Origin of the sequence: Marinomonas mediterranea MMB-1, from assembly GCF_000192865.1 — a bacterium.
GTDB classification, from domain to species: Bacteria; Pseudomonadota; Gammaproteobacteria; order Pseudomonadales; family Marinomonadaceae; genus Marinomonas; species Marinomonas mediterranea.
In genome coordinates this window covers 2,292,986-2,316,034 of the sequence record NC_015276.1, presented here as the reverse complement: position 1 = coordinate 2,316,034, position 23,049 = coordinate 2,292,986, and the positions used below count along the sequence as shown (strand labels likewise).

17 protein-coding genes and 1 tRNA gene are annotated in these 23,049 nt (G+C 42.1%); 5 read left to right on the top strand and 13 right to left on the bottom strand.

Annotation, left to right across the window (positions count from 1 at the left end):
* Positions 1-214 precede the first annotated feature (214 nt).
* Together MARME_RS10595 and MARME_RS10590 are read right to left on the bottom strand one after the other, a co-directional pair.
* The gene (locus MARME_RS10595; protein WP_013661261.1) at positions 215-1,183 is read right to left on the bottom strand and encodes a transposase; all 969 of its coding nucleotides are present in this window, start codon (positions 1,181-1,183) and stop codon (positions 215-217) included.
* 767 nt (positions 1,184-1,950) lie between these two features.
* The gene (locus tag MARME_RS10590) at positions 1,951-3,780 is read right to left on the bottom strand and encodes an NAD(P)/FAD-dependent oxidoreductase (protein ID WP_013661260.1); all 1,830 of its coding nucleotides are present in this window, start codon (positions 3,778-3,780) and stop codon (positions 1,951-1,953) included.
* A 407-nt stretch (positions 3,781-4,187) separates the two neighbouring features.
* Between MARME_RS10590 and MARME_RS10585 the strand changes: the two genes are divergently transcribed.
* Positions 4,188-6,158, top strand: coding sequence for a sigma-54-dependent Fis family transcriptional regulator (locus MARME_RS10585; RefSeq protein ID WP_013661259.1), 1,971 nt, complete (start codon positions 4,188-4,190; stop codon positions 6,156-6,158).
* A gap of 3 nt (positions 6,159-6,161) precedes the next feature.
* Here MARME_RS10585 and MARME_RS10580 read toward each other — a convergent pair whose 3' ends face one another.
* The 5 genes from MARME_RS10580 to MARME_RS10555 form a co-directional block, all read right to left on the bottom strand.
* Positions 6,162-6,332 (bottom strand): helix-turn-helix transcriptional regulator, encoded by a 171-nt coding sequence (locus MARME_RS10580; protein ID WP_223295043.1) that lies wholly within the window; start codon positions 6,330-6,332, stop codon positions 6,162-6,164.
* Positions 6,333-6,510: 178 nt separating this feature from the next.
* Positions 6,511-8,667 carry a DEAD/DEAH box helicase gene (locus MARME_RS10575; RefSeq protein WP_049787769.1) on the bottom strand — a complete coding sequence of 719 codons (2,157 nt, stop codon included), beginning with the start codon at positions 8,665-8,667 and terminating at the stop codon, positions 6,511-6,513.
* The gene (locus MARME_RS10570) at positions 8,664-10,325 is read right to left on the bottom strand and encodes a dsDNA nuclease domain-containing protein (RefSeq protein WP_013661256.1); all 1,662 of its coding nucleotides are present in this window, start codon (positions 10,323-10,325) and stop codon (positions 8,664-8,666) included. The genes MARME_RS10575 and MARME_RS10570 overlap by 4 nt, the downstream gene beginning before the upstream one ends.
* A gap of 1,506 nt (positions 10,326-11,831) precedes the next feature.
* Positions 11,832-11,919, bottom strand: a tRNA-Ser gene (locus MARME_RS10560).
* Positions 11,920-12,021: 102 nt separating this feature from the next.
* Positions 12,022-12,588 carry a nitroreductase family protein gene (locus tag MARME_RS10555; RefSeq protein WP_013661254.1) on the bottom strand — a complete coding sequence of 189 codons (567 nt, stop codon included), beginning with the start codon at positions 12,586-12,588 and terminating at the stop codon, positions 12,022-12,024.
* A gap of 215 nt (positions 12,589-12,803) precedes the next feature.
* Here MARME_RS10555 and MARME_RS10550 point away from each other — a divergent pair, with 215 nt between their 5' ends.
* Positions 12,804-14,345 carry a coiled-coil domain-containing protein gene (locus MARME_RS10550; RefSeq protein WP_013661253.1) on the top strand — a complete coding sequence of 514 codons (1,542 nt, stop codon included), beginning with the start codon at positions 12,804-12,806 and terminating at the stop codon, positions 14,343-14,345.
* 92 nt (positions 14,346-14,437) lie between these two features.
* Here MARME_RS10550 and MARME_RS21445 read toward each other — a convergent pair whose 3' ends face one another.
* The 5 genes from MARME_RS21445 to MARME_RS10525 form a co-directional block, all read right to left on the bottom strand.
* Positions 14,438-15,184 carry an HvfC/BufC N-terminal domain-containing protein gene (locus MARME_RS21445; protein ID WP_013661252.1) on the bottom strand — a complete coding sequence of 249 codons (747 nt, stop codon included), beginning with the start codon at positions 15,182-15,184 and terminating at the stop codon, positions 14,438-14,440.
* A 3-nt stretch (positions 15,185-15,187) separates the two neighbouring features.
* Positions 15,188-16,189 (bottom strand): MNIO family bufferin maturase, encoded by a 1,002-nt coding sequence (gene bufB, locus MARME_RS10540; RefSeq protein WP_013661251.1) that lies wholly within the window; start codon positions 16,187-16,189, stop codon positions 15,188-15,190.
* A 3-nt stretch (positions 16,190-16,192) separates the two neighbouring features.
* Positions 16,193-16,825, bottom strand: coding sequence for a hypothetical protein (locus tag MARME_RS21440; RefSeq protein WP_013661250.1), 633 nt, complete (start codon positions 16,823-16,825; stop codon positions 16,193-16,195).
* A 77-nt stretch (positions 16,826-16,902) separates the two neighbouring features.
* Positions 16,903-18,342 (bottom strand): ferritin-like domain-containing protein, encoded by a 1,440-nt coding sequence (locus MARME_RS10530; protein WP_013661249.1) that lies wholly within the window; start codon positions 18,340-18,342, stop codon positions 16,903-16,905.
* Positions 18,343-18,715: 373 nt separating this feature from the next.
* On the bottom strand, positions 18,716-19,861 hold the full coding sequence (locus MARME_RS10525) for a M14 family metallopeptidase (RefSeq protein ID WP_013661247.1): 1,146 nt from the start codon (positions 19,859-19,861) through the stop codon (positions 18,716-18,718).
* A gap of 36 nt (positions 19,862-19,897) precedes the next feature.
* Between MARME_RS10525 and MARME_RS10520 the strand changes: the two genes are divergently transcribed.
* Positions 19,898-20,413, top strand: a complete 516-nt coding sequence (locus MARME_RS10520) for a hypothetical protein (protein ID WP_013661246.1) — start codon at positions 19,898-19,900, stop codon at positions 20,411-20,413.
* The gene (locus tag MARME_RS10515; protein ID WP_013661245.1) at positions 20,406-20,894 is read left to right on the top strand and encodes a putative 4-hydroxy-4-methyl-2-oxoglutarate aldolase; all 489 of its coding nucleotides are present in this window, start codon (positions 20,406-20,408) and stop codon (positions 20,892-20,894) included. The genes MARME_RS10520 and MARME_RS10515 overlap by 8 nt, the downstream gene beginning before the upstream one ends.
* A 160-nt stretch (positions 20,895-21,054) precedes the next feature.
* Here the strand turns inward: MARME_RS10515 and MARME_RS10510 are convergent, their stop codons facing one another.
* Entirely contained in the window at positions 21,055-21,966 is a 912-nt protein-coding gene (locus MARME_RS10510; RefSeq protein ID WP_013661244.1) for a homocysteine S-methyltransferase family protein, read from the bottom strand.
* Between the two features lie 280 nt (positions 21,967-22,246).
* Here MARME_RS10510 and MARME_RS10505 point away from each other — a divergent pair, with 280 nt between their 5' ends.
* Complete coding sequence (locus MARME_RS10505) at positions 22,247-23,011, top strand: DUF4344 domain-containing metallopeptidase (RefSeq protein ID WP_013661243.1); 765 nt, start codon at positions 22,247-22,249, stop codon at positions 23,009-23,011.
* Positions 23,012-23,049: the final 38 nt, after the last annotated feature.

Here is a 23,049-nt window from a genome sequence, read left to right as displayed (position 1 = left end):
CCTAAAAGACACCCACTACATAGAATCAGGAAATACTTCCCAGCTCTATAATCAAATCTATCGATTTAAAACCAGAGGTTAAACTGCCTATCTTGGAAATTCACAGTGAACCGGAGACTATTCTCAGTTTTCACGCGAGAAGCGGCCTCATACCACTCACATTGTATGACCTTAGATCCGTTTAGGAATGATGGGGGATTATCAGGAAATTAAATTACGCGAGTAGCCTAGTGCACCTTCGGTTTGGTCTGGCTTTAGGATTTGAGTGCGAATATTCCTTTATGCTTGCTTCCGCTCCTACGATACTGCTTGAGTTTGATTCGAACTGAGTTGCAATCGTTATCCAATTTTCGTGAGAAATGCCTACTCTTTGTAAAATAGGCGAAAGTGATAGATCGATTGACCCTCTTTTATCTTCGCGAACAATACGTCCAGTCAGATCAACAAGATCAAGGTAGTCTTTGAGTTTAAAAGCAATTCCAGTCGGTTGGTTTTCTCTTTCGTTGCCGATAAATGGCATCAACTCTTTTGGTTGCTCTGCACGCTTCGCTGACTTAACTCGTTTCTTTACGCTGGTAAATTGAGAGGTTTCAGGCGTGTCTGCGATATTCGCTCTAAGTGGATTGAGATCGACATACGCCATGCAAGCAATTAACGCAGCTTCATCCAAGAGTGCCTGAGACTTGAAGCGCCCTTCCCAGAACCGGCCTGTACAATTATCTTCAAAATTTGCTTGCCTTGCTATTGGCTCACTGAGATTCCTCATGAACCAGCTAATATCCATGAGCCGTTGACGATAAGTCTCGGCTGTCACTTCCAACATTTCCATCACAGCCTTTGGCAGCTCTTCACCTCGGATGTACTTCTGAGTGAGCACTGTTCCCTTATGGAGTTTGTGCCAGCGCTCAATCACTTCACGAGTTGTCCAGTCCTTGGCGTCTTGCGCATTCACATGCAAAACAACATGAATGTGGTTACTCATCACAGCATAGGCACACACATCGATGGCAAATATTTGAGCAAGAAATAAAAGACGGTTTTCGATCCAACCACGACGATGTTCAAAGCTTTTGCCCGTGACGACATCCTCTCCACAAAGAAAAGCGCGGCGAACACAGCGAGAAATACAATGATAATAAGGAGTATCAGACAAGCTGACCTGTTGACTTCTTGGGCGCGGCATACGGAAATTCCTTTTTCCAAACAAAATACACTGTTTATTTATACAGTTTAATGTATGCACCGTCAAATCGAATGGGTGTCTTGTGTAACCCTATTTTGTCGAAATAATACAAATTAATACAAATTAATACAATCCTAATCTTACAGTTTTTAATGAGCAAGGTCTTTAGCACTATTTACTTGTGTTAATTAGCCATATTGCGAAAACTTAAAACAATGGGTAGATGGTATCGCTAAAGACCAATATCAGAACTGTGATATTTTTTGATGAGGTTTAGCTTAGATTATATTTGTTTAATCTCTATTGTTAATTCCTACTTGGAGCCACCTTTGCACCTCCTCTTACCAGGCAGCTGCTCTTTACTGATTTGTGCCTTTATTACCATTGCACCTGCCCTAAGCAAAAAGAGCCACAAGAGTCCTTAAAGTGATCTATTTGCTAGGTTTGCCATTGCCACTATATGCCATTACTTGATTGACCTCTGGTTGTGCTCGGCCAGTTTCCTTCTGAGTCTGGATTCATTAAGCCCATGCTGCACCAACTTTTCACCGCCCTTCCCATTCAGTCGTATAGGTTAGTCTATCGATGCCCCCTATTTTCTTCTCTTTAAGTTAGTTCACCACCGCAGATTGCCCTCACATCAACCGACTTTAACAAGCACTCTTGTTGATCTTAGAAAAGAACATAACAGCGACCACTAGAGCGGTCGCTGTTTAACGTGATGGCGTTTAGGCTACTTTAACTTGATAGCCTAAACTCTCGCTTTGCTAGCTTAAATGGTGGACTGGCTCCATGCCATAAACCGGGGTTTCTATCCCTTCCATACGGGCTTTGAGTTGTAGTGATAAATATTGCGAATAATGTCTGGATTGATGCAAGTTACCCCCATGAAACCAGAGCGCTTCTTGATGAGTGGGCTTCCACATATTGCGAAGCTCTCCTTCCCAAGGTCCAGGGTCTTTCGCTGTGTTTGAACCCATCCCCCAGCATTTACCCACTTTATCGGCTACGTCTTGAGAGATGATCTTCGCGGCCCAACCATTCATTGAACCAAATCCTGTGGCGTAAACGATCAAATCGGCTTCGAGTTCTGTGCCATCTGTCAGCACAACGGATTTTGGTTTAATGCGTTCAATGGAAACACCCGATTTTAGTTTAATATCGCCATTGGCCACCAAATCAGATGCCCCCACATCGATGTAGTAGCCCGAGCCACGACGCAGATATTTCATAAATAGTCCCGAGCCATCTTCGCCAAAATCAAGCAAGAACCCGGCATCCGTTAAGCGCTGATAAAAGTCTTTATCCTTTTCTGCAACCGCTTGATAAGCGGGAATATGGAACTGTGGCATGATTTGAAACGGAATGGACGCGAAGGTCATATCTGCCTTATAGGTTGTCATGCCATTTTCAACCGCTTCTTCTGAGTATAACCCCCCTAAGACGAGCTCCATCAGGGAGTCAGATTTGATGATATGCGTTGAAGAGCGTTGGATCATGGTGACATCCGCTTCGTTTTCCCAAAGTGCACAACAAATATCATGGGCAGAATTGTTACCTCCTAATACAATGCATTTCTTACCTTTGTAAGCTTCTCCGCCAGGGTGTTTGCTGGAGTGGTGTTGCTCCCCTTCAAACGTATCCATACCAGGGATTTCTGGTATGTTCGGAATACCAGACATACCTGTTGCTAAAACAAGCTGTTTGGGGCGAAGTGTCAGAGCGACACCATCTCGTTCGACACTGACCACCCACTCTTGTTTTTCTTCATCAAATTGTGCATTCGTGCAACGAGTTGAGCCCCAGTAGTTTATTTCCATAACCTTGGTGTACATCTCCAGCCAATCACCTATCTTGTCTTTGGGAGTAAATACGGGCCAGTTTTCAGGAAAAGGAAGGTATGGCATGTGGTCATACCAAATGGGGTCATGCAGGGATAGCGACTTATACCGATTACGCCATGTATCCCCAGGCTTTGGTAAAGCATCAATTACGATGGTTGGAACATCTAGTTGGCGCAGGCGAGCCGCTAATCCAATACCGCCTTGCCCACCTCCGATGATGAGACAATATGGTTGCTCTGTGTAGCCAAGTGTCATCTCTTCATGTTGGCGTTTTTCAAGCCATGTTTGACGATTTTTATTGGCACCATGTTCTGCGCCTTTTGGACGACGTTTGTTACGCTTTTCTGGATAATCTGTGAGCTCGACCATGGTGGTTAAAAACGTCCAAGCAAGCCCATCACGCAAACGAAGGTAGGCACGACCTTTAGCAACAGCGGTATCAAACGTAATCCAAGCATCAATAACACCGTCTTTTTCGGTGACGTCTTCATCCAATTGCCAGTTTGTAGGGCGGATATGGCTAACCGTTTCGTTGATCATGTCACGGATAGCCGTACGACCTTCTAATGTTTTTATGTTCCATGTAAATGCGACCAAGTCTCGCCAGTATCCATCCTCTTCAAACAGAAATGCGGCATCGCTGGGAGTATTTGAATGAAATGCACTCGATAGTTTTTCAAGCCATTGGGTAACCGTGACATTGGGTTGATGTGTTGTGCTCAGCGCTGATTGCTTAGTTGCTGACTGGGTCATAAGTATCTCCATTGCAGATTATTGTTTTTGTTACTGCGTTTGCCTAAAAAGACAACCAACTCAGATCCTTTTGCATGTACGCTTGAATCGTGCTGGTTAATTACAAGAGCAGCATGCGTGCCAACAATCTGTTTTAATCATGATCACACTTACAACTTTATGATTCTTAACACTTTACTCTGAAAGGTATGGTTATCGCTCGATGATGTAATAAGTTTTTCTGTTTTCCAGATGATTACACCTGTCACACTTTTTATTACAGGTGTAACGCTGAATGTTACAGGTGAGATCTTGAGTTTTCGGCGGCGAAAGAGGTTGTTGCAAAGAAGGCTAGAAAGGTTCTTTCTTCGGGGTTAGACTCAAGACAGTCAAAAATAACTATAAATAGACCAAAGCTAGGTATCAGCATGAGCAATATGAGTCAGCAACGCCGTCATATAGAAACGATATTGCGTTATGACGGTCACCGATTGAACGGTAAAAGCGCGCTTCCCCCAGAGTTGATTGGCCGCTCTTGGCAACGCTGTATCAACGAGTATGGTTTGGATCCTAGTCGACCTAGACCGGCACGCATTGTGACTCAGCAGACCTTGCTAGAACATCAAGACTCGGTGGATGAGTTGTTAAATGTTGCACGTGCGGGTGTAGAGCAATTATTCACACAAATTGCAGGACTCGGTTATGTTTTATTGCTTAGTGATTACCGAGGTATCACTGTTCAATTTTTGGGGAATAAAAAAGATGATGATCGACTGCAGAAGGCAGGACTTTATTTAGGTGCGGATTGGAGTGAGCAATACGCAGGTACATGTGCTGTGGGTACCTGCATCCAAGAGCAACAAGCGCTAACGTGCCACCGTACCAATCATTTTGATAGCTCTCATATTGGCTTAACCTGTACCGCCGCACCCATCAAAGACCCTTTTGGCCAACTCTTGGCTGTTTTGGATATTTCTGCGTTAAATTCATCTCGTTCGCCTGACAGTCAAAATTTTGCGCTGCATTTAACTCAGCTCTACGCTCGACTGATAGAAGATGCGTATTTCTTGCGGCGCTATCGACACAGCCTGATATTCAAATGCGATCAATCGCGTGAGTTAGTACAGGTAAATGGACAACTGCTATTCGCATTAGACGAACAAGGTCAAGTGTTAGCGGCAAACACAGCAGGACGTCGTTTATTGTCACAATGCCAAGTCATTGGCCAACAATGCATTTCGCTACCAACATTGTTGGAGTGTCAATGGCGGGATATTTTATCCATTACATACGAAAGTAAAGATGGTATACGCGCTTTTCGTTTAACGGGCACTCAGCAAACTTTGTTCGGTATGTTGATCGAACCAACTATGAACACGCCTTACCAAAAGCACCTTTCCAGTAATCTCACCGATACAGAAGAATCTGTTCCCAGCCTAGACTGTTTGTGTGCCGATGACCCAGCGATGCGAAAAACCATTCGCTTGGCTAAACATTTACGCCATAGGGATATGAACTTACTGATTTTAGGAGATACAGGAACTGGTAAAGAAGTGTTAGCCCAAGCGCTTCATGTTAGCAGTAATCGCTCCGACAAGCCTTTTGTTGCTGTTAATTGCGCGGCAATCCCAGAATCGTTGATTGAAAGTGAGTTGTTTGGCTATGCCCCTGGAACCTTTACTGGGGGGCGAGCAAAAGGGGCAAAAGGGTTAATTCAACAAGCGGATGGCGGCTCTCTCTTTTTAGATGAGATTGGGGATATGCCACTGCATTTACAAACACGCTTACTGAGAGTGTTAGCCGAAGGGTTGGTTTTACCATTGGGCGCGTTACAACCTATAGAGGTCGACATCCGCGTATTAGCGGCTACACATTGTGATTTGTTACAACGCATAACCGACGGACGTTTTCGGGAGGATCTGTTCTATCGTTTAAATGGAGCAACATTAAAGCTGCCAACGCTGAATGCACGCGCAGATAAGCAATATTTAATTCAGGTGTTATTGAAAAAGATTAATCCAGACGTGAGATTACGGGCTGATGCCATGAGTGCATTATTGGCATACAACTGGCCAGGCAATATTCGTCAGCTTAAAAATGCGCTAACGTTTGCGGAAGCTGTCTGTGCAGGCGACGAGATTACGGTCCAGCACTTACCCGAAGAGTTTATCACTCATCACCAGCATCTGAATCAAACACTCCCCGAGATCCAAGCGACGACGCATTATGCTGCCATCTCTAAAAACCTCCCCCAGCAAGCGGAACAACCCTCTTTATTGGACTTACTTCAACAGCATCGATGGAACGTATCCTCTGTAGCCAGGGTATTGGGTGTATCACGACCTACTGTCTATCGACGGATGGTAAAACAGGGGGTTGTACAGCCAAAGAATTGGTAAATTTTACCCTCTCTGGCTGATCTTATCACATAGCCATTTATGAACTTCCTCTTCAATCCAAGCGACGGCCCTAGGTCCTAGCTGAATGGGTTTTGGGAAATTGCCCTTTGACATGTAAGCATAGATTGACGATCTAGAAAGCCCAGTTGTGTTGATGACTTCGTTTAATTTCATGACTCGCATATTGATGCCCTCGTATTGATTCATCAAAGTGCGTTGATGTAAATTTTTACAGAAATGGACTGTTAAACACCTAACAGACACCCACTACATAGAATCAGGAAACACTTCGAATGGGTGTCCTATATAAACCGGTTTAAGCACTAAGCTAATACAATCTAAAAAATTATGATTACAATGCAAGTCGAATAAACATCCTATCGATAGCATGTAACCTTTCGGATTTTTTGTAGTACATGCGAATATATCTAGACAATGTTTCAATACTTGATGAACTCACGCGTTCAGTAACTAGCTTTTCCAGAGTTTCTATTGCTATCCCCATTTCCTCTAAAGCTGAGAATGCTGTAGGCAAGTGTGAGTTTTCAAATATATGAACCAAGTACCCAAAATCAGTCACAACCTTAATATCCAATTGGTCAAATTGGTAATTTAGCAAATCTTGTAAAAGCATTAGGGCTCTAGGGATTGAGTGTTTAAAAATGTTTCGAGCTATTTTAAACTCCCAGTCAGTACCCTCAGAAACTCGCTGAACCCCTTCTCGGTGACTGTATATATATTTCAGCCTTTCACGAATATAATCGGTATGGCTCTCGGCATAAATATACCAAGCCATTCTATTTTTTAACTCGTCATTATCTTCGAAGTGTAAGCTTAACTTTTGAAGAGCTCCCGCTTCTAAAATTTTTATAAATTGAACAAGCAGTTCTAAGTTATAACTATCTGGAGTTTTCTTTTTCGATAGAAGTTTCATATCTTCAATGGAAAGCTCAGTAATGAAACTGTATGCAGATTCGATGCTAAGAACATTGTAAGAAGCGTGCTTTCTAATTAAATCTAATGGCACTTTGGAAGACATATCAAATTGAGAAAGAGATTCACGGCTCATATCAGTCAGATGCTCGCTTTGAATTCCAGCAAGCAGGTTCAAAGGTGTTTCGACATTCTGATGCCCGAGAGGTAATTCAACTACGTTGGATTGAAACTCTCTGCTTGGAAGGGATTCCAAACAGAATACGTTACCTATCAGATGCTGATTCATTCGGCCTGCTCGACCTGCGATATTCTTATGAGTAAAGTCATCAATAGATGCGTTAGCTCTTCTATTATCATAAATTACTACATTTTCAGCTACCGTATTTACACCTTCTATTAATGTCGATGTACATACTAAGTACTTGATTTTATTTTTATTAAAAAGGTCTACAGTTTTTTGCTGTAATGCACGTGGCAAAGCTCCGTGATGAACCCCGATACCAAGTTTTAAGGCTCTAGAGTAGCACCAGTTACTACCATAAAACCTTTTTAACCAACGGTAATAATTTTTAATTTCACGAGAAGGTTTATCAAAACAAATATAATCCATTGAAGTGACAACCTGATCAATCGACTTTTGCGATCTGCAATAGATGATAGTCTGTCCTTTATAGGTTTCTAATATTTTTTTTAACTGACTATTCTTAGAAGCAACATCATTTGGTTTGATGTTGTATTCATTAACATTTAATGCAACAGTATTGAAATCAGATGGAACAAATACATATTCTTTTTGTAAAGCATCCATCCCACGCATAGCGTCTATATATGGGCCAATCATGTAAAATTGTTTAGAGACGGATAGCAATTTACTTAGAGCAATATTCAAAGAAATCGCTCTTGATTTATCTTCATGGCTAAATGCTAGTTTATAGAACTCATCTACAACAAAGAGGTCTATATTCTGTAAGTCCTCTCTCTCATTGACACGTTCTTGTGTTAGAACATAAATAGTTCTATCTTTTCGACGTTCCTGTGAACCATGATGGATAACTTGGAACTTTCTACCAAAATTTTTTTGAATGCGTCGCCTTGTTTCATCTATTAATGCAATGGTTGGTACGACGACGACTAACCGATTAAATCTATTGCTTGCAATCAATGAATCGACAATAGCGCTTTTCCCCATGCTTGTGGGCGCACTCAGAACTACATTCTTTCCGGAAATTAAAAGGTTGTAAATCTTTGCCTGCATCGAGTGAAAAACGAAATCTGGACTAATTTCACTTTGGTACAGTTGTAACAGCAGCTCTATATCAGGTGCTTTAGTTGAAGAAAAAAACTTTATTAAGTACGGGTACAAGCCTGCTTTTCGAACTAGGTTTTTTAGTAGTTGACTTTGACTTTCAAATTTATCAAATTCATCAAGTGCGCGAATTACGTACTCCCTGCCAATTGATTTATGACTAGGAGACGATAAACACTTATTAGCATGTTTTAAGTACATAAATGGGCTTAAAACGTCGTTTCGAACATTTTCAATACATACTTTTGGGTTTAGGTTAAACATCATACTTCCTCTACCACTTTTCTTACTGAGGATTTAAGCGTGTCAATAGAAGGGATTGGGCATAGGTATACGTATATATGTAGGTCTTCAAAAAAATCATCTTTTTCAATGAGAGAGTCAATTAATTTTTGAAAGTGAGAAATAACTTCCGCTTCTAGTTCTACCAAATACTCTTTAGACATTTCACATTGGTTGCATTTTAGTATATCTGTCTCATAACCTAAAAAGAAAGCAAACCGAAAGCGCGATATGTGCTCATCTAAAGATGTATTTGATTGCAAAATTTCATCAATATCATGCTTAAGTAAGTAACTATCTTCTTTATCCTCTAATATTTTTTCATTTCTGGAGCTAAATGCATCAGACTCGAGTAATTCATCGAATTTTTCTACAATTTTCTCTAGTGAACCGTCTACATCTCCTTCGATAAGGTGACTAAAGCCCATGATTAATGAGTCTGGCTCATGATCATTGAGTAGAATATGTACATTGTCAAAAGAAGTGCCTTTTTCATCGTCGATATAAAGATGTGCTGGTATAGGTTGAGAGTTGTAGCTTGTACGTATAGTTGAGTGAAGCAAAACGTTGGCTATTAAGCTGTCTAACGTAGATAGAATATGTGCTTTTTTTGAGGCATAACTTTGAATTTTATCTTCTAATTTTTCAGGGGATTGATCTGCAATTTCACTAGGGCGAAGTAATACCTCTGGCAACCACTTTGTGATCCCCTTTGAAATGCTCTCATACTTGTATTTTTTTCGGTGGTATTTTCCTTTAATTCCCCTGCAGGATTTATCACCTTCAAGCCTGTATAGGTTATCATCAGTTAAAAAAGTATCTAGAATTGCAGTTAGCTTAGCACTATCGGTGGTATATACTTTTAACTGATTTCGGGCTTGATTGCCGTAGTGTTCGACCTCTTTCTTAAACCAATAAATAAAGTCTTTCCTAGTATAAGTTTTTTGATCTTCACTCCGTAATACAATAGAAGTCGCACTTTTTTCAATTAGATTTGTAAGCAAATCATTCAGAATTCGCTGTGGGTCACGCGTAGGGTTTAAATGCACTCCACAATATTCATAAGCCACAGTCGTTATTATTTTAAATGCAGCTAGTTTGATTTGTTCATCAGTTGCAATAACTTGCCAAGTAGCATGGTCCAACCAATACTCCACATTGTTTCCATTCGGGGATTCATAGTCCCTTAAGGCTCCTCGTAATGACTTGAGGATACCCTCTCTTCGTGGATTTCCAGAACGTTCACTCAGAGGTATTTTAAGATATGATAAATTTGCGTAAACATCACGAGGAGTAACAATACGAAATAACCCATTTAAATGTTCTGCATCGCAGTCTAATGATTTATGTAGAATAGAATCATTATTGTACTTTTTTCTCTCCCTTCCCGTCTTAGTTTTGGTTGTTTTATATGATGCCTTGGTAAATTCACTGAGTTGCCAAGACTTGTCTGCTTTAGTTGTTTTTACTTGGATATATTCAATGTGATCGTCATAAATGATGTCTATATCATCTGATACTTCGCATCGGACTTTTTCAATACTTTTGTCATCCAACATTTTGAGTGTGTACAGGGCTGCAACATAATCTTGATACAAAAAGCCTTTTTTTGCACCAATACCACCACTATCTGATTTCGGCATATTATTCCCTATCAATAAGTTCCCACTAGCCACTAACAAAAATAAATGACATACAATGTAATACGAAATTAAATTTTCAACTAAAGCTCAGTGCTTATAACAATTAAGGGTTATAAGGCGGCGCAGCCGCAGCTATAAGAGTCTGTTGAACTGCCGCGTCTTTGTATAGGGAATTTGCTTTTTTCATGATGCGACCTTCCCTGTGTCTTTGCGGTGTGTTTTCGAGTGCTCTTGACCTTAAATTAGGCTAAGAAGACTCTTTGTAATCGTTTTTTATCGTCTATATCTATAGTTTTACCCAGATCCTAGGCAATTGGCAAGCCTAACCCCTCAGGCTCTTTGACCTGATTCTATTTTCGCTGACGTTCATGTTCGTTTTATGCCACCAGCCTGTTCTTAATCTTTTTCGATTCCAGCGGTTCGAGGAGACTTCACCTATGTAGTGTGCCGACGCGTCACCGCATACTGGACAATGACAACATCCCGTTACAGGTGTGTCCTGTTGGGTGCTTTTTTCTTCCGGCTCCTTTTTATCTTTTTCCGGACGGGGCGTGTCTTGTGCTCGTATTTTTTCAGGCGTGACCAGATATGAAAATGATAGCTTGGCCAATTAATATAGACCATATTGATAGCCATAGGTTTACAATGCTGATTAAAATTATTCGCTTTATAATCGGTTTATAAAGCCGCATATAAATAAAAGTAGCGCCAACAATACAAAAAACTATGGATATGGGGATTAGAATTACTTCTGACATTACTAGGTTCATAAATACCGCTGGTAATGTCAGAAGTAGCCATAAAGATAGAAAGCCACTAATGCCACAAATATGGAAAAGAAACGTTTCCGCAAAATCTAGTCCATAAGCATTCGGCTCGATATATAAAACAGAAAAAAAACCGGGAAGCAAAAAAATAAATAGCTGTATAAGCAAATATTTGACACGATCATTCATATGATTCTACTTCAAGATAGTAAGCGAGTACTCGTAAACCTAACTCACGTATTTAACAGGTGATTTTTAAGAACCTTGTTTTCGCCACTTAGGAGTGTTATTAAATCGCTGTTCGCTATCTAGTATCTAGTTTCTAGTTTCTAGTTTCTAGTTTCTAGTTTCTAGTTTCTAGTTTCTAGTTTCTAAAAAACTAGATACTAGATAGTCGAGAAACTTCAAATAGTAACAAAAAATATGTTCTTTTCTTCATGTGGCCTCGGTGTTTTTGTGTCGTATTTCACTTATAGATATGAATATTTTTACTTTTATCATAGAAACTTAGCAAATCCTATCCTTCTTTGCTTTCCTACCGAATACGAGTATTCGACAACTCAATTGGTTACATGACTAAACTCCGACCAACAAAGTGCTCAGAAATGGGCTATCGCAAGGTTATATATATTTTCTATTCACCCAAAAGAAATTGCAAAAAAGATAGGAACGAAAAATGAAAGGATTGAAATCAAAAAAGCCGCTTAAGAAATGAATCCTAAGCGGCTTTTTTAAATAATGGCGGTGAGCAAGAGATTCGAACTCTTGATGCCTTTCGACATACACACTTTCCAGGCGTGCTCCTTCGGCCACTCGGACAGCTCACCATAACTTTTTGAATTGTTCGTCGCAATTCGTGCGGCGTATAATATTGATGAAGCTATTGAATTGCAACTATTTTTTCTAAGTTTATGAACAATTATTAAAGATTATTCTGAGACCCACTCAAAGCGCCCTTCTAGGTCAACTGGTTTCACTGTAGCAGAAGACGTCTCTGGCGTACCGACGTAGATTAAGCCGACAATTTGATCTGTTTTCTCAAGCCCTAATAAGCCGTTTGTTTGTTCTGTGAAGCAGGCTGGCCCCGTACGCCACATTGCACCGTATCCGAGTGCGCTTAATCCCAGTAATGCTTGTTGAGCCGCCGCGGACACCGCCATGATTTGTTCAGCCGCAGGGATTTTTGGATGCTCTACAACGTGTGTGTAAACAAGCAATACTTGTGGTGCTCTGAAGGCTTTTTTAATAAAGGAGTCTTTTTTATCTTCTGGCAGGGAGTCGACTTCTGATTTCGCGTGCTGCCAGTATATTTCGCCAACTTTTTGGCGCCCTTCTCCCTCATAGACTTTGAATCGCCATGGCTTTAGACCGCCATGATCGGCAGCGCGGCTGGCGGCCTCTAGCACGTCTTTCCATTCTTCTTTCGTCGGGGCTGGTGTGCTTAATTTGGGTTCAGATACGCGATTGCGCATAAATGTTATAAAATCTTTACTCATAGAGTCTTTCTTTCCGTTAAGATTAATAAATACCATTCACCGCCATTAATGAAATACAAGTTGAGTCAGGCAACAGGTTAAACGCCGCGAATCTATGAGCAGCGGTTTAACGAATACAAAGAATGACGTTTTAGGAAGTGTATCTGACACTGTAGACGATGTATATGCAACTGGTTTTCATTAACGTCGTTACAATGAGGAGTTGGGAGGAATAAATGGAAAAGTGGCAACTTTGGGTACTATTAGAGAGTTCAACGGTTTTTGCGCTCTTGACGGCTTTGTTCGTTTGGCGCATTCGAGTGTTAAAAAAACGACTTGAGGACAATCAAGAATCAGCTCAAGCAGATGACGCTTCGTCCGCTTCTACTAGTGACATTGAGACATCCAGTCACGACACATCCGAACCTGACCTCACCGCTTCCTACCAACGCTTGGGGGCTTTTATTGAACGCCAAGTCAGTCACGCGGTGGAATCAGTTAAAGCCAAACTGCACGAAAAAGACGAACTTGGAACCACAAAATTCAAAATATGGGGCACGCTTCTAAAAGCGGAAAAGGCTATTATCATTAATGATAATAGCCAAAACCCTCGCCCTATTTTAAATCGCTTCCTTGCTAGCATTCTGGCAGCACTCGACTTTGAAAGCCGTAATACAAGTAAATCCGACCTAGAACAGAATCTAGAAGAACTAGATCAAGAGTTCATGCAAGCGGGTGAGGTACTGCTGACGAAGGAAAACCTCATCGCAAATCAAAAAGAGCTGCATGAAGATCTTCGCACTAACATTGAACGGACAAAAAAACGTATTGCTCAACTGTCTATCAAAGAACGCGAGTTAGAACGATTAAAATCAGAGCAAGTTAAGCTGCGTGAGCAAATCAATTCAGTTAACAGTCATTCAGCGCACTCATACGATGTAACAGCCGAGCCGACTACGCCACCAGTACAATCTCCGGTAAAAAAAGCGCACTCTTCACGCCACTTGGAATCGCTGAAGCAATTGTCCTCTCGTCAGCAGACCGTTATCGAAAAACTTCAAGAAGCCCTCGATAGTCAACGATCTGAGAAAACCGACGATTCTCATACGGAATCACAAAAAGTGGCCATTGAGCGTTTGGAACGAATGAGCGCAGAATCGCTTTCTCTTATCGAACAGCTTAATGCCGAACTCGATACGACAAATTTGTCCATTGAGTCTCTAAGACAAGACATCTCAAGTAAAAATAAGGCATTACAAGACATCGAGCAAAAGCTCAAAGAAACCGATACATCGGTCATCTCAGGCTTAACCAGTATTCAAGCGAATAAGAAAGAAACCTTTGATTCGATTAAACTTGGACTGACAGAGGTGCAGGACAATGAAAATACACACAATGACTTTTTTATCAATGAACACGCCAAAGAAGTCGAGAATTTAGAACGACTTCTTCAAGAGTCTGAAACCTGTGTTGAGTTGTTAGCTCAAGAGTTGCAAACGTCAGAGTCTGAGACAGACGAACTCGAAGCGAACATTCTAAAAGCTGTCGCTGAACAAAGTGGCGGTGATCAAACTTCTGATGAGCTTAATGCACTACGAGAAGAGAATAAGCAATTGGCGAATCAAACCAGCGATATTAAAGCGCAAATTATGGAACAAGCAACGAACACTGACGAACGCGCACTTCGTACAGAATTCAACCGTAAAAACCTTGAATTAGACAGACTGCAACTCGCTTACAGTGACTTAGAGCGTAAGTACCTCGCTACTCTGAGCTAATCTGCTTTCTTTGTATAACGAAGAATCACAGCAAGAAAGAAATGCCAGGGCTTCTCAAGATAGGCTGTCTTCATATGAGAAATACGGAGAAGCTAAACGAGAAGCCCTTCGCCAGCCCACCGTTTCTCCACAGCTTCCAACCAATTCAAATCATTAAAGAAGAGACATGCGCTGTCCCAATCATTGCCTCGCGCTAGTCGCTTAAACAGTTCTATTTCCTGATCGTCTAGAACGTTTAGCATCACAACTCGATAGTTGTGGCGAAATAGAATACAGAACTCTCGTTGAGGATACGGAATATCAGCGTTCGGATTTTCTTTTATATCATTAAAATATCGACATACTGGATATTCGTGAGAACACAGACGTGCACTTCTGTTTAGACGCCGTGACTCTGTAGCGATAACGTTCCTAACCGAAGCATCGTCATCTACTTTTAGATCGAAGACATCATTCACATGGTATTCAAAACGCGCAAGCTCAACGACGAAAGCGGGCCAGTTTTCTTCATTGTTAGGATCTATCGCAGGTCTTGTTGCTTCTAAGTGCTCCGCGAATCGCGCACCTAAGTTGTTTAGAGTGTAGCTGTGGGATGGAAAAGCACGTAGATAGTCGGCGGTAAACAGTGAAAACAACTCATCCCCTAATGCTGTTTTAAGTGCGGAGAACTGTGACGCCATACACTGCTGCAATCGCGCGATGTAACTGCGTTGATAGATTGCAATATGCTGTGCTGCACTAAGGTTACCGCAAGGCTGAATTTGATCTAAGAATTCACCTGTCGCCCTTGGATCAATCAGTGCCTCCATAAAATCTGTTTGTAGCTGTTTTAGAGACATTAGTTAGTCTCCCATCGATGGAACGAGAAAATCCAATGGCGTCGCAATGGAGTGTTTATTCGTATCATAAACAGAGCTGAGAGAGTGGTCGTTTCCTATGGTGTCGCTGTCAACTTTACTTTTTAACAGTACCTCTTTCGCTTTAAGTAGCTCATTCAGATACGCATCAAAACTTGGAATATTACCATCCCATTCCAGACAAGTTGCGACGCCTTCGGTGCGGTTCCAGGCGTATTCGAACAGCGGCCACACTTCTTCAGAAACGGGTCGATCATGAGTGTCTACGATGTAGTCGCCACAATGTTCGTGTCCCGCTAAATGCATTTGACGAACGTGTTTAAAATTAATCTTTTCTAGATATTCATGTGGATTGGTTTGACTGTTAAAACAAGACACATAGACATTATTGACATCTAACAGCATTTCACAGCCAGTTCGGCTAAACATCTCGTTAAAGAACTCCCATTCGGGAATATGAGAAGCTTTAAATTGCATATAAGTACTGGGGTTTTCTAAAACAAGCGGACGACCTAGGTAATTCTGAACTTTTTCGATACGTTCACATACATGTATAAGCGACTCTTCCGTCATCGGCATTGGAAGCAGATCATGCGAGTTCAACGTCATGACGCCCGTCCAACAAAGATGATCGCTAACCCACTTCGCGTTCACTTCTGATGCGAGTGATTTAAGGCGAGTTAGATAACCATAATCTAGCTCGTCGACACTGCCTATCGATAAAGACACGCCGTGCATCACGATGGGGTAGCGTTCTGCTATCTGGTTCAACATGTGCCTCGGCCTTCCCCCTGAATCCATAAAGTTTTCAGAGATGATTTCAAACCATGAGACATTTGGGTTTTCGTTTAAAATATGCGAAAAGTGCGTACTTCGAAGACCTAGGCCTAGCTGATCGCCAATGCGCTGTTCAAGCGCACGACGTTCAGTTTCAGCTTGCTCAGGGTACTTACTACCATTGCTTGAATCTGATTTTTCCTTTATCACGATTTACTTGTCCTTAGTGCAATCGCAGTCTTCGACGGTTTGCTTTAGTTCTGCTTTACTACGCGCTATCATTTTTTGCGCGTTTTTCGCAGGATCATTGAACCCGAATGAACAGTACTTATCACCGGAGCTACCACAGGAATCATAGCCGCCATCGAGGGATTGCAACCACTTTTGTGGCGGACCATCTGGCATCGGTGACGGGCCAACATTTCGCTTAGATTTCTCCATGCGCTTTTCAAACAACTCTCGGGCTAATAACCACACACTTTTACCCGTATTCGCCCCAAGCGTTGAGATACGTTCCGCTTGTATTGGTGTCGCACAGCTCCCCTGAAACGCACAATCGTTTTCAGCGGGTTTACACTGTTCGGCGGCGTCGCCATATAACCCGCAACCACCTTGCCCACGGCAGTTGTTAAGGGTATGGCACACATGGCTTTGTGTTGCACACTGCCCCATTCCCGCACAGTCATTTGTAGCAAAGCGATCATGGCCTTTGCATGCATTCAGCCCCATACAAGCATGCAGCTCTTTCGGTACAATTTGTTCATCGGTCGTTGAGGCCGGTGAACGCGGCGTAGATCCACAACCGTTACTTGAAGGTGATCCACACCCATTTTGCGACTTTGACATAGTAAGACTCTCCTTTACCAATTCGTATTTGCCACTCATATCTGCAATTAAGATTGGGCAAACACTGATTCATTCAATTAAGCGAGAATAGGTTGTTTTGGTTTGGCCAAATACGGCTCCAAAGGAACATTTGGAAGATCCAATATTCTGTCCTTCATATAGGCAATACCTGGGTAGGCGGCGACAGCGTCGTTAAATAATTCAATAATTTGCTGTTTTGGCGAACATACCGCAGAGAAGCGATAGTTCTCAAAGGTCGGAGCGGCTTGGTATTCTCGTCCGTCCGCGCCGATATAACTCATCCCAGGCAGCTCACCGCATAAAGAGCCGAGAATCCACATCATCGATTTATGAATGCCAAACATGAATATTTCATATTGAGTATGTTTGTCTGCGCTATAGCAGGCTTCTGTCATTACATACAAATAGCTGTAAACAGCGTTGGTCAGGTTGGATACTTTTTGAATAACTGATGGGTAATCAGTGGTACTAGGGTTGGCTTCAAAGTTATAGATAAAGAGTTGCTTTGGGTCCAAATTCTCACCAAAAACGGCAGCGAATTCGGTGTCTAAGCCTTTCATCTCACACCAGAGTTGATTGAATTTGTCAAAGTGAGCAAGTTCACTGCGTGATTTATCATCATAATCATCGGCTTCAAAAGGAGTGCACGAAACGCAATCTTCGCCATCAATATTGATAAAACCTCGACCGTGACACCCCTCACCCTGCTCTACAATTTCATCAAGCGCTTTTATGGCCGACTCTTTATCAACAACATGAATAAGGTCGCCACTATCCGATGCGTTTTCAAATTTGGGCTTGTGCTCTTTGTCGTAGTAAAGCGTGTTCACGTCATTTTGAGCGTAATAACCCATCTTGGGAACAAGCTGAGGTCGATCCCAGTGATAGTAACTATCATCTTTAAAGTCTTCCTCAATGCACTTTTTAACAAGTCCGTAAAAATCACCAATCGTGGTGTATTTAATGGCCGTCGCTTTATTATCTGATCCGTCTAGCGTATTCGGGCTTTCAATTTGCATAAAGGTGTATAACTGATCGAACGTCAATTTGGCGCGGTTTATAGGGAACGGTGGCTCATGTCCCGGAAGAAAGGCAGGCCAGACTTCTGGGCTTTTGTTAACGAGCTCCGGCTTTCCAGCCAGCGCTTGCTTCACATTGGAAGACAGCGACATATGCAACATTTCTTCGATCACGACACTGATAATCGACGCGCCCGCTTTGTTGGCAAACACCATAATCTTGGTCGATAAATCAGTAGCTAACGCATCAATGGTTTGCGTCGGCGCATCGGGCGATATACTCGATTTACCGTCTGCAATGAGTTGTTTGATTTTTTCCTCTATCGCGCCCTGATCCGGCGTACGATTAATAGAGTAGTAGGTGAATAGATATACGGGGATGGTGGCAATTTCGATTTCAATAGCTTGTTGCATTGCGTCGGAAAAGTTTTCCGGCGTGACCTCTTTCGGGTTTGATTGCAAAAATGTCGATTTCATAATGCAATGTTCCTTATTATCGATTTTGATACGTAAGGCGGGAATGCACTTGTTCGAAAACCGTTTAGTCTTGTCTTTTTATTGTGTCAACCAAACAGAGATCGGTGCGGCTACCGCGCGTTTTTTTATAGCGACGGCATCAATCATGGCAACAAAGTTAAAAACTTTCGATTACACGGGATTACACTTGTTTTTGAATGAAAATCAATCGTATTTTTAGGCAGATATATCACGCTTTATAAGCAGAAATCTAAGATAGAGTATTTTGAATGGTGCACGCAGAAATAAGCATTTATAGGTAGCAGTAAGAATAGATATGATTTAGGCGCGTTGGACACCGACCTGATAACGGCGTCCAACGTCAAAAACCTAATTAAGACATGTTTTTGCTATTCACCACTTGGTAAATGGGATACAGCACATCGGCACCCAAAATTTTAGAGCGCTCTGGAGACCAGCCGACTTCTTCATCGGGCAAATTTTCGTTGTCTTTAAACGGCATTTCTAACGTCAAAGACAAACAACGATAAGTATTGCCGACCCATTTTGCTGCGACAGATAAGTTCGCCTCTCCAAAGTGGTCTTGTTCATAACCTTTCTCTGTTTGAAAATCGGGGCTTACAGCAAGCAGCGTCTCGGAGAAAAGTGCTTCCATGGCTTTCATACGCGAATCAAAGTTCGGTACGCCACCACAGCCGTCAACAAAGTTCACTGGCAGCGCTTCGTCACCGTGGATATCAAGATACATATCAACGCCAACCTCAGCCATTTTCTTTTGAACCGCTAACACTTCAGGGCTGTTTTCTTGAGAAGATCGCTTCCACTCTCGATTTAAATTAACGCCTTTACTGTTAACTCGTAAGTTCCCATGCACGCCACCGTCAGGATTCATGTTCGGTACGATGTAGAATCGACATTGCTTTAGAATTGCTCTAGCAACTGGGTGTGATTCGTCAAATAGTCGCTCTAATAGGCCTTCTACAAACCATTCGGCCATTGTTTCGCCAGGATGCTGACGCGCGGTAATCCAAATATTTTTTGCCAGGCCTTGGGTTTTGCTTACTTCTAGCAAGGTAATATCACGTCCTTCTGCCGTTTCACCTAAATGATGAGTCACACAATCTTCGTGCGAGCTGGCCCAAGAAAGCATATCAAGGTGACGCTCATAACTGTACGGCGCAAAATAAGCGTAATAAACGCTATCCTGCTCCGGCTGATGTTCAATATTAAGTACGCCGTCATGATAATTTGTTGGCACGCGAAACCAGTGCTCACGGTCATACGATGCTACGGCTTGGTAATTCTCCCAACCATCCGGATAAGCCGCACCTTTTGCATTTTCGAAATAAATTGAGCACTGTTCGCCCATACCGCCTTGTAAACGAAAATAAAACCACTGATAGAAATCTGACTCTGTATCTTTCGGAATACTTACTCTAATATTGTCAGGTTCCGCCGCGTCGATCACGGTTATGTTTCCGCCATCAAAAAAGCTGCTAATCTTGATACGACTGGTCATTCAATATTCCTTACTAAACAGGCTGTTACTTTTAATATGGCAAGTTTACCTATATTCATCACCGCTGTCGCCAATTCTGCCGACGAGCCGTCATTTCCTTTGTTATTTACTTGGTCTACGCACGATGCTGAGATCAAAGAAGTACTCGTTACCCCTGACGACGACTGGCTTCATTCCGCTGCTGTTGAATCTAACATTCAAAATATCGACGAAAACCAACTTTATGAGTTTGGCTATGAAGCCGGCGATATCCTTTCGGAATGGACAAGTGAATTCGATACAGATACGGTTTATGCACTTCAACCACAGAATTTAGCCTTGCTCGTTGAAGCAATATTTGACTCTAAAGGACTGGAGCCGACATTTGAAGTATTGGACATTTATGACTGGTTTTTAGAGCGAGGATTGGACTTACGTAATGAATGGTCCGCGCTTGGTAACCCAACACCACTGGAGTTAATGCCTCCGGATGAACAAATTGCCTCATTGCTGCAAATCGCAGCGGAGAATGAATTAATTGAAGCCCCTGAAAGAGAAGCTGACTATGACTGATTTAACACCCGACCTTTGTGATCATTATGCCGACAGCATTACGATTGCCGACTCAATTTTTCAAGATTTTGGAGGGAACCACTGCTTTTATGGTGAAGTCGTCACCGTATCTTGTTTTGAAGACAACAGTAAGGTTCGCGAACTGGCCTTCTCTCAAGGCCATGGTAAAGTCATCGTGGTAGATGGAAAAGCAAGCTGTAGAAGAGCGTTATTGGGCGATATGCTAGCTGAAAACGCAATGAAAAACGGCTGGAAAGGCATTGTTATTAATGGCGCGGTTCGAGATGTCTGCACGATTTCAAAGCTAAACTTCGGTGTTAAAGCACTATGTGCATTTCCATTACCGACTGAAAAAAAAGGACTTGGCGAAATCGGTGCTCCTTTAGAGTTTGCGGGAATTCAACTCATGTCAGGCGATTACATTTATTGTGACCGCAACGGCATCGTCGTTTCAAAGACAGAACTGAAACTCGATTTCTAATTGCGGTGTATTTAACGTACTTAATCTAAGTAACACTATGTGCCGTAATGAGTTACTGAAATAAAAGTTAATAATAAAAAAGGAGAGCACTCGCTCTCCTTTTTTATTGAACTCATTTTAATAAACTCAACTTACAAGTATCATAATTGCCACTCGTATACTAAGCCAATTCGTTAGACATTGCTTCAATGTGCTCAGGCCCAATGCCGCAACAACCACCAACAAGTGTTGCGCCATCAGCAACCCAATGTTTAACCCAATCCAAATACGCTGGTGGGGACAAATCTTCGCGCAATTCATCTAACCCGTCGTTAGCCGTTGCTTCTTTGGGCTGTGGAGGAAATGCGTTGGCATAGGCACCAATTTCAATGGTATCGCAACCTAACTCGGCCAAAATATCACGTGTAATTTTAATGGCTTCGCCAATGATTTCAGGCTGACTGCAATTAAACAAAATCGCGGCAACCTTAATATCAACCATTGCTTTAATTGCTTCACGTACCAATTCACCCGAACGCAATTGTGGCTCAATTGTCGGCTCAGAATCTTCTAATGTAAAGGATACCCAAAATGGCTTGCTCTCACTGTCATGTTTATCAACAAGCGATTTAACCGCCTTCACTTCTTCGACTAAGCACTGAGTTTCGTTTAGCCAAACATCAACGTTGTTATTTAAAGCTTGAATAAGCGGCGTTGCCACTTCTTCGACTCTATCAGCTCTAAATAAATCAGCACGATATGAGCCGAACAACGGTGGCAATGAGCCTGCAACCAGAACATTATGTTTGCTTTCAGCAGCTGCTTGGCGCGCGACTTCTCCAGACAGTTCCGCAAGCGAATACCCTTGCTCAGCGAACACTTCCTCTCCGATGTGAAACGGCACAAGGGAATAACTGTTTGTCGCAATGACACGAGCGCCGCTTTCAATAAAGTCGTGGTGAACTTCTTTGACAATCTCAGGCGCCTGCATCATTGCCAGCGCGGACCACTCAGGCTGTTGGAAAGGCGCATTTCTTCGGTTTAACTCTCTGCCCATACCACCATCTAAAATAGTAACGCTTGGTGCATTCATATCCAAAACCTCAGTAAACTAAAAATAAGCGCGAATTTTAAAACGTTTTGTATAGAATCTCTACGAAAAAAACGTTGAAGAATTCTTTCGAGCGCATAATCTTTATAGTTAGTTTTTTATCAGGTCAGCACACGAAGTCATGAGCGACGCCACAGCAAGGCAAAGACAGATAAAAAAGCGGAATTTGTAGGCTCTGAAGAAGCGTTTAGATCTATTTTTCACAGTATTAAAGGGCGCTGGCGCCGTGTAAAGGTCTCTTTATATCTCTCACGGAGAAATTATGTTGTATCGTTTCATACTCAAAACCCTTTCGTTGATGACGTCTATCGCCTCTTGTAGTCTCTACGCCTCAACTGTCTCTTTTACCCTCGATACGCCGACAACAGTGGAAGATAAGTCGATACATTCGGTGATTAGCCAAAGCCAATTGCTGGACCATATCACTGAGGTTATCGATACCTATTTTGCGTTCACATCGCCTTTGGATGTGCATTTTGGTGAAAATGATGGCCCCTACTTCGACCCCGAAGAAAACGCGGTTTATATTCCGTATGCCTTTGTATCTGACTCTAAGCGATATTTCGAAAAAAATGACTATGAGAGCGAATACGGTGTCACCGAAATGAACGCGGCGCTCGATACCTTAGCGCACACGATATTTCATGAAGTAGCTCACGCTTATATTATGGATCAGCAGATCCCAATTCTAGGAAAAGAAGAAGATGCAGCTGACAACCTAGCAACATTAATGTTGATAGAAAACATCGAAGACGGCGATATTGTCGCAATAAGCGCGGCAGATATGTTTGCATTTGAATCTGAAGACGGCCCTGATTACTATGATAGCCTTGACTACATTGGCGAGCACAGTTTTGACCTACAACGTTATTTTTCAACCTTGTGTCTTGTATATGGATCCGACCCGGAAAAGCACAAGCACCTTCTCGATGAGGTTGACTCAGAAGCACTTGGTGAGCGCAAGGAATTATGCGAAGAGTATTTTCAATCCGTTCAATCTAACTGGCATGTTTACTTAAAAAACTAGCATTTCGATTTAAGACTCTCGTTATCCGAACAATAGCA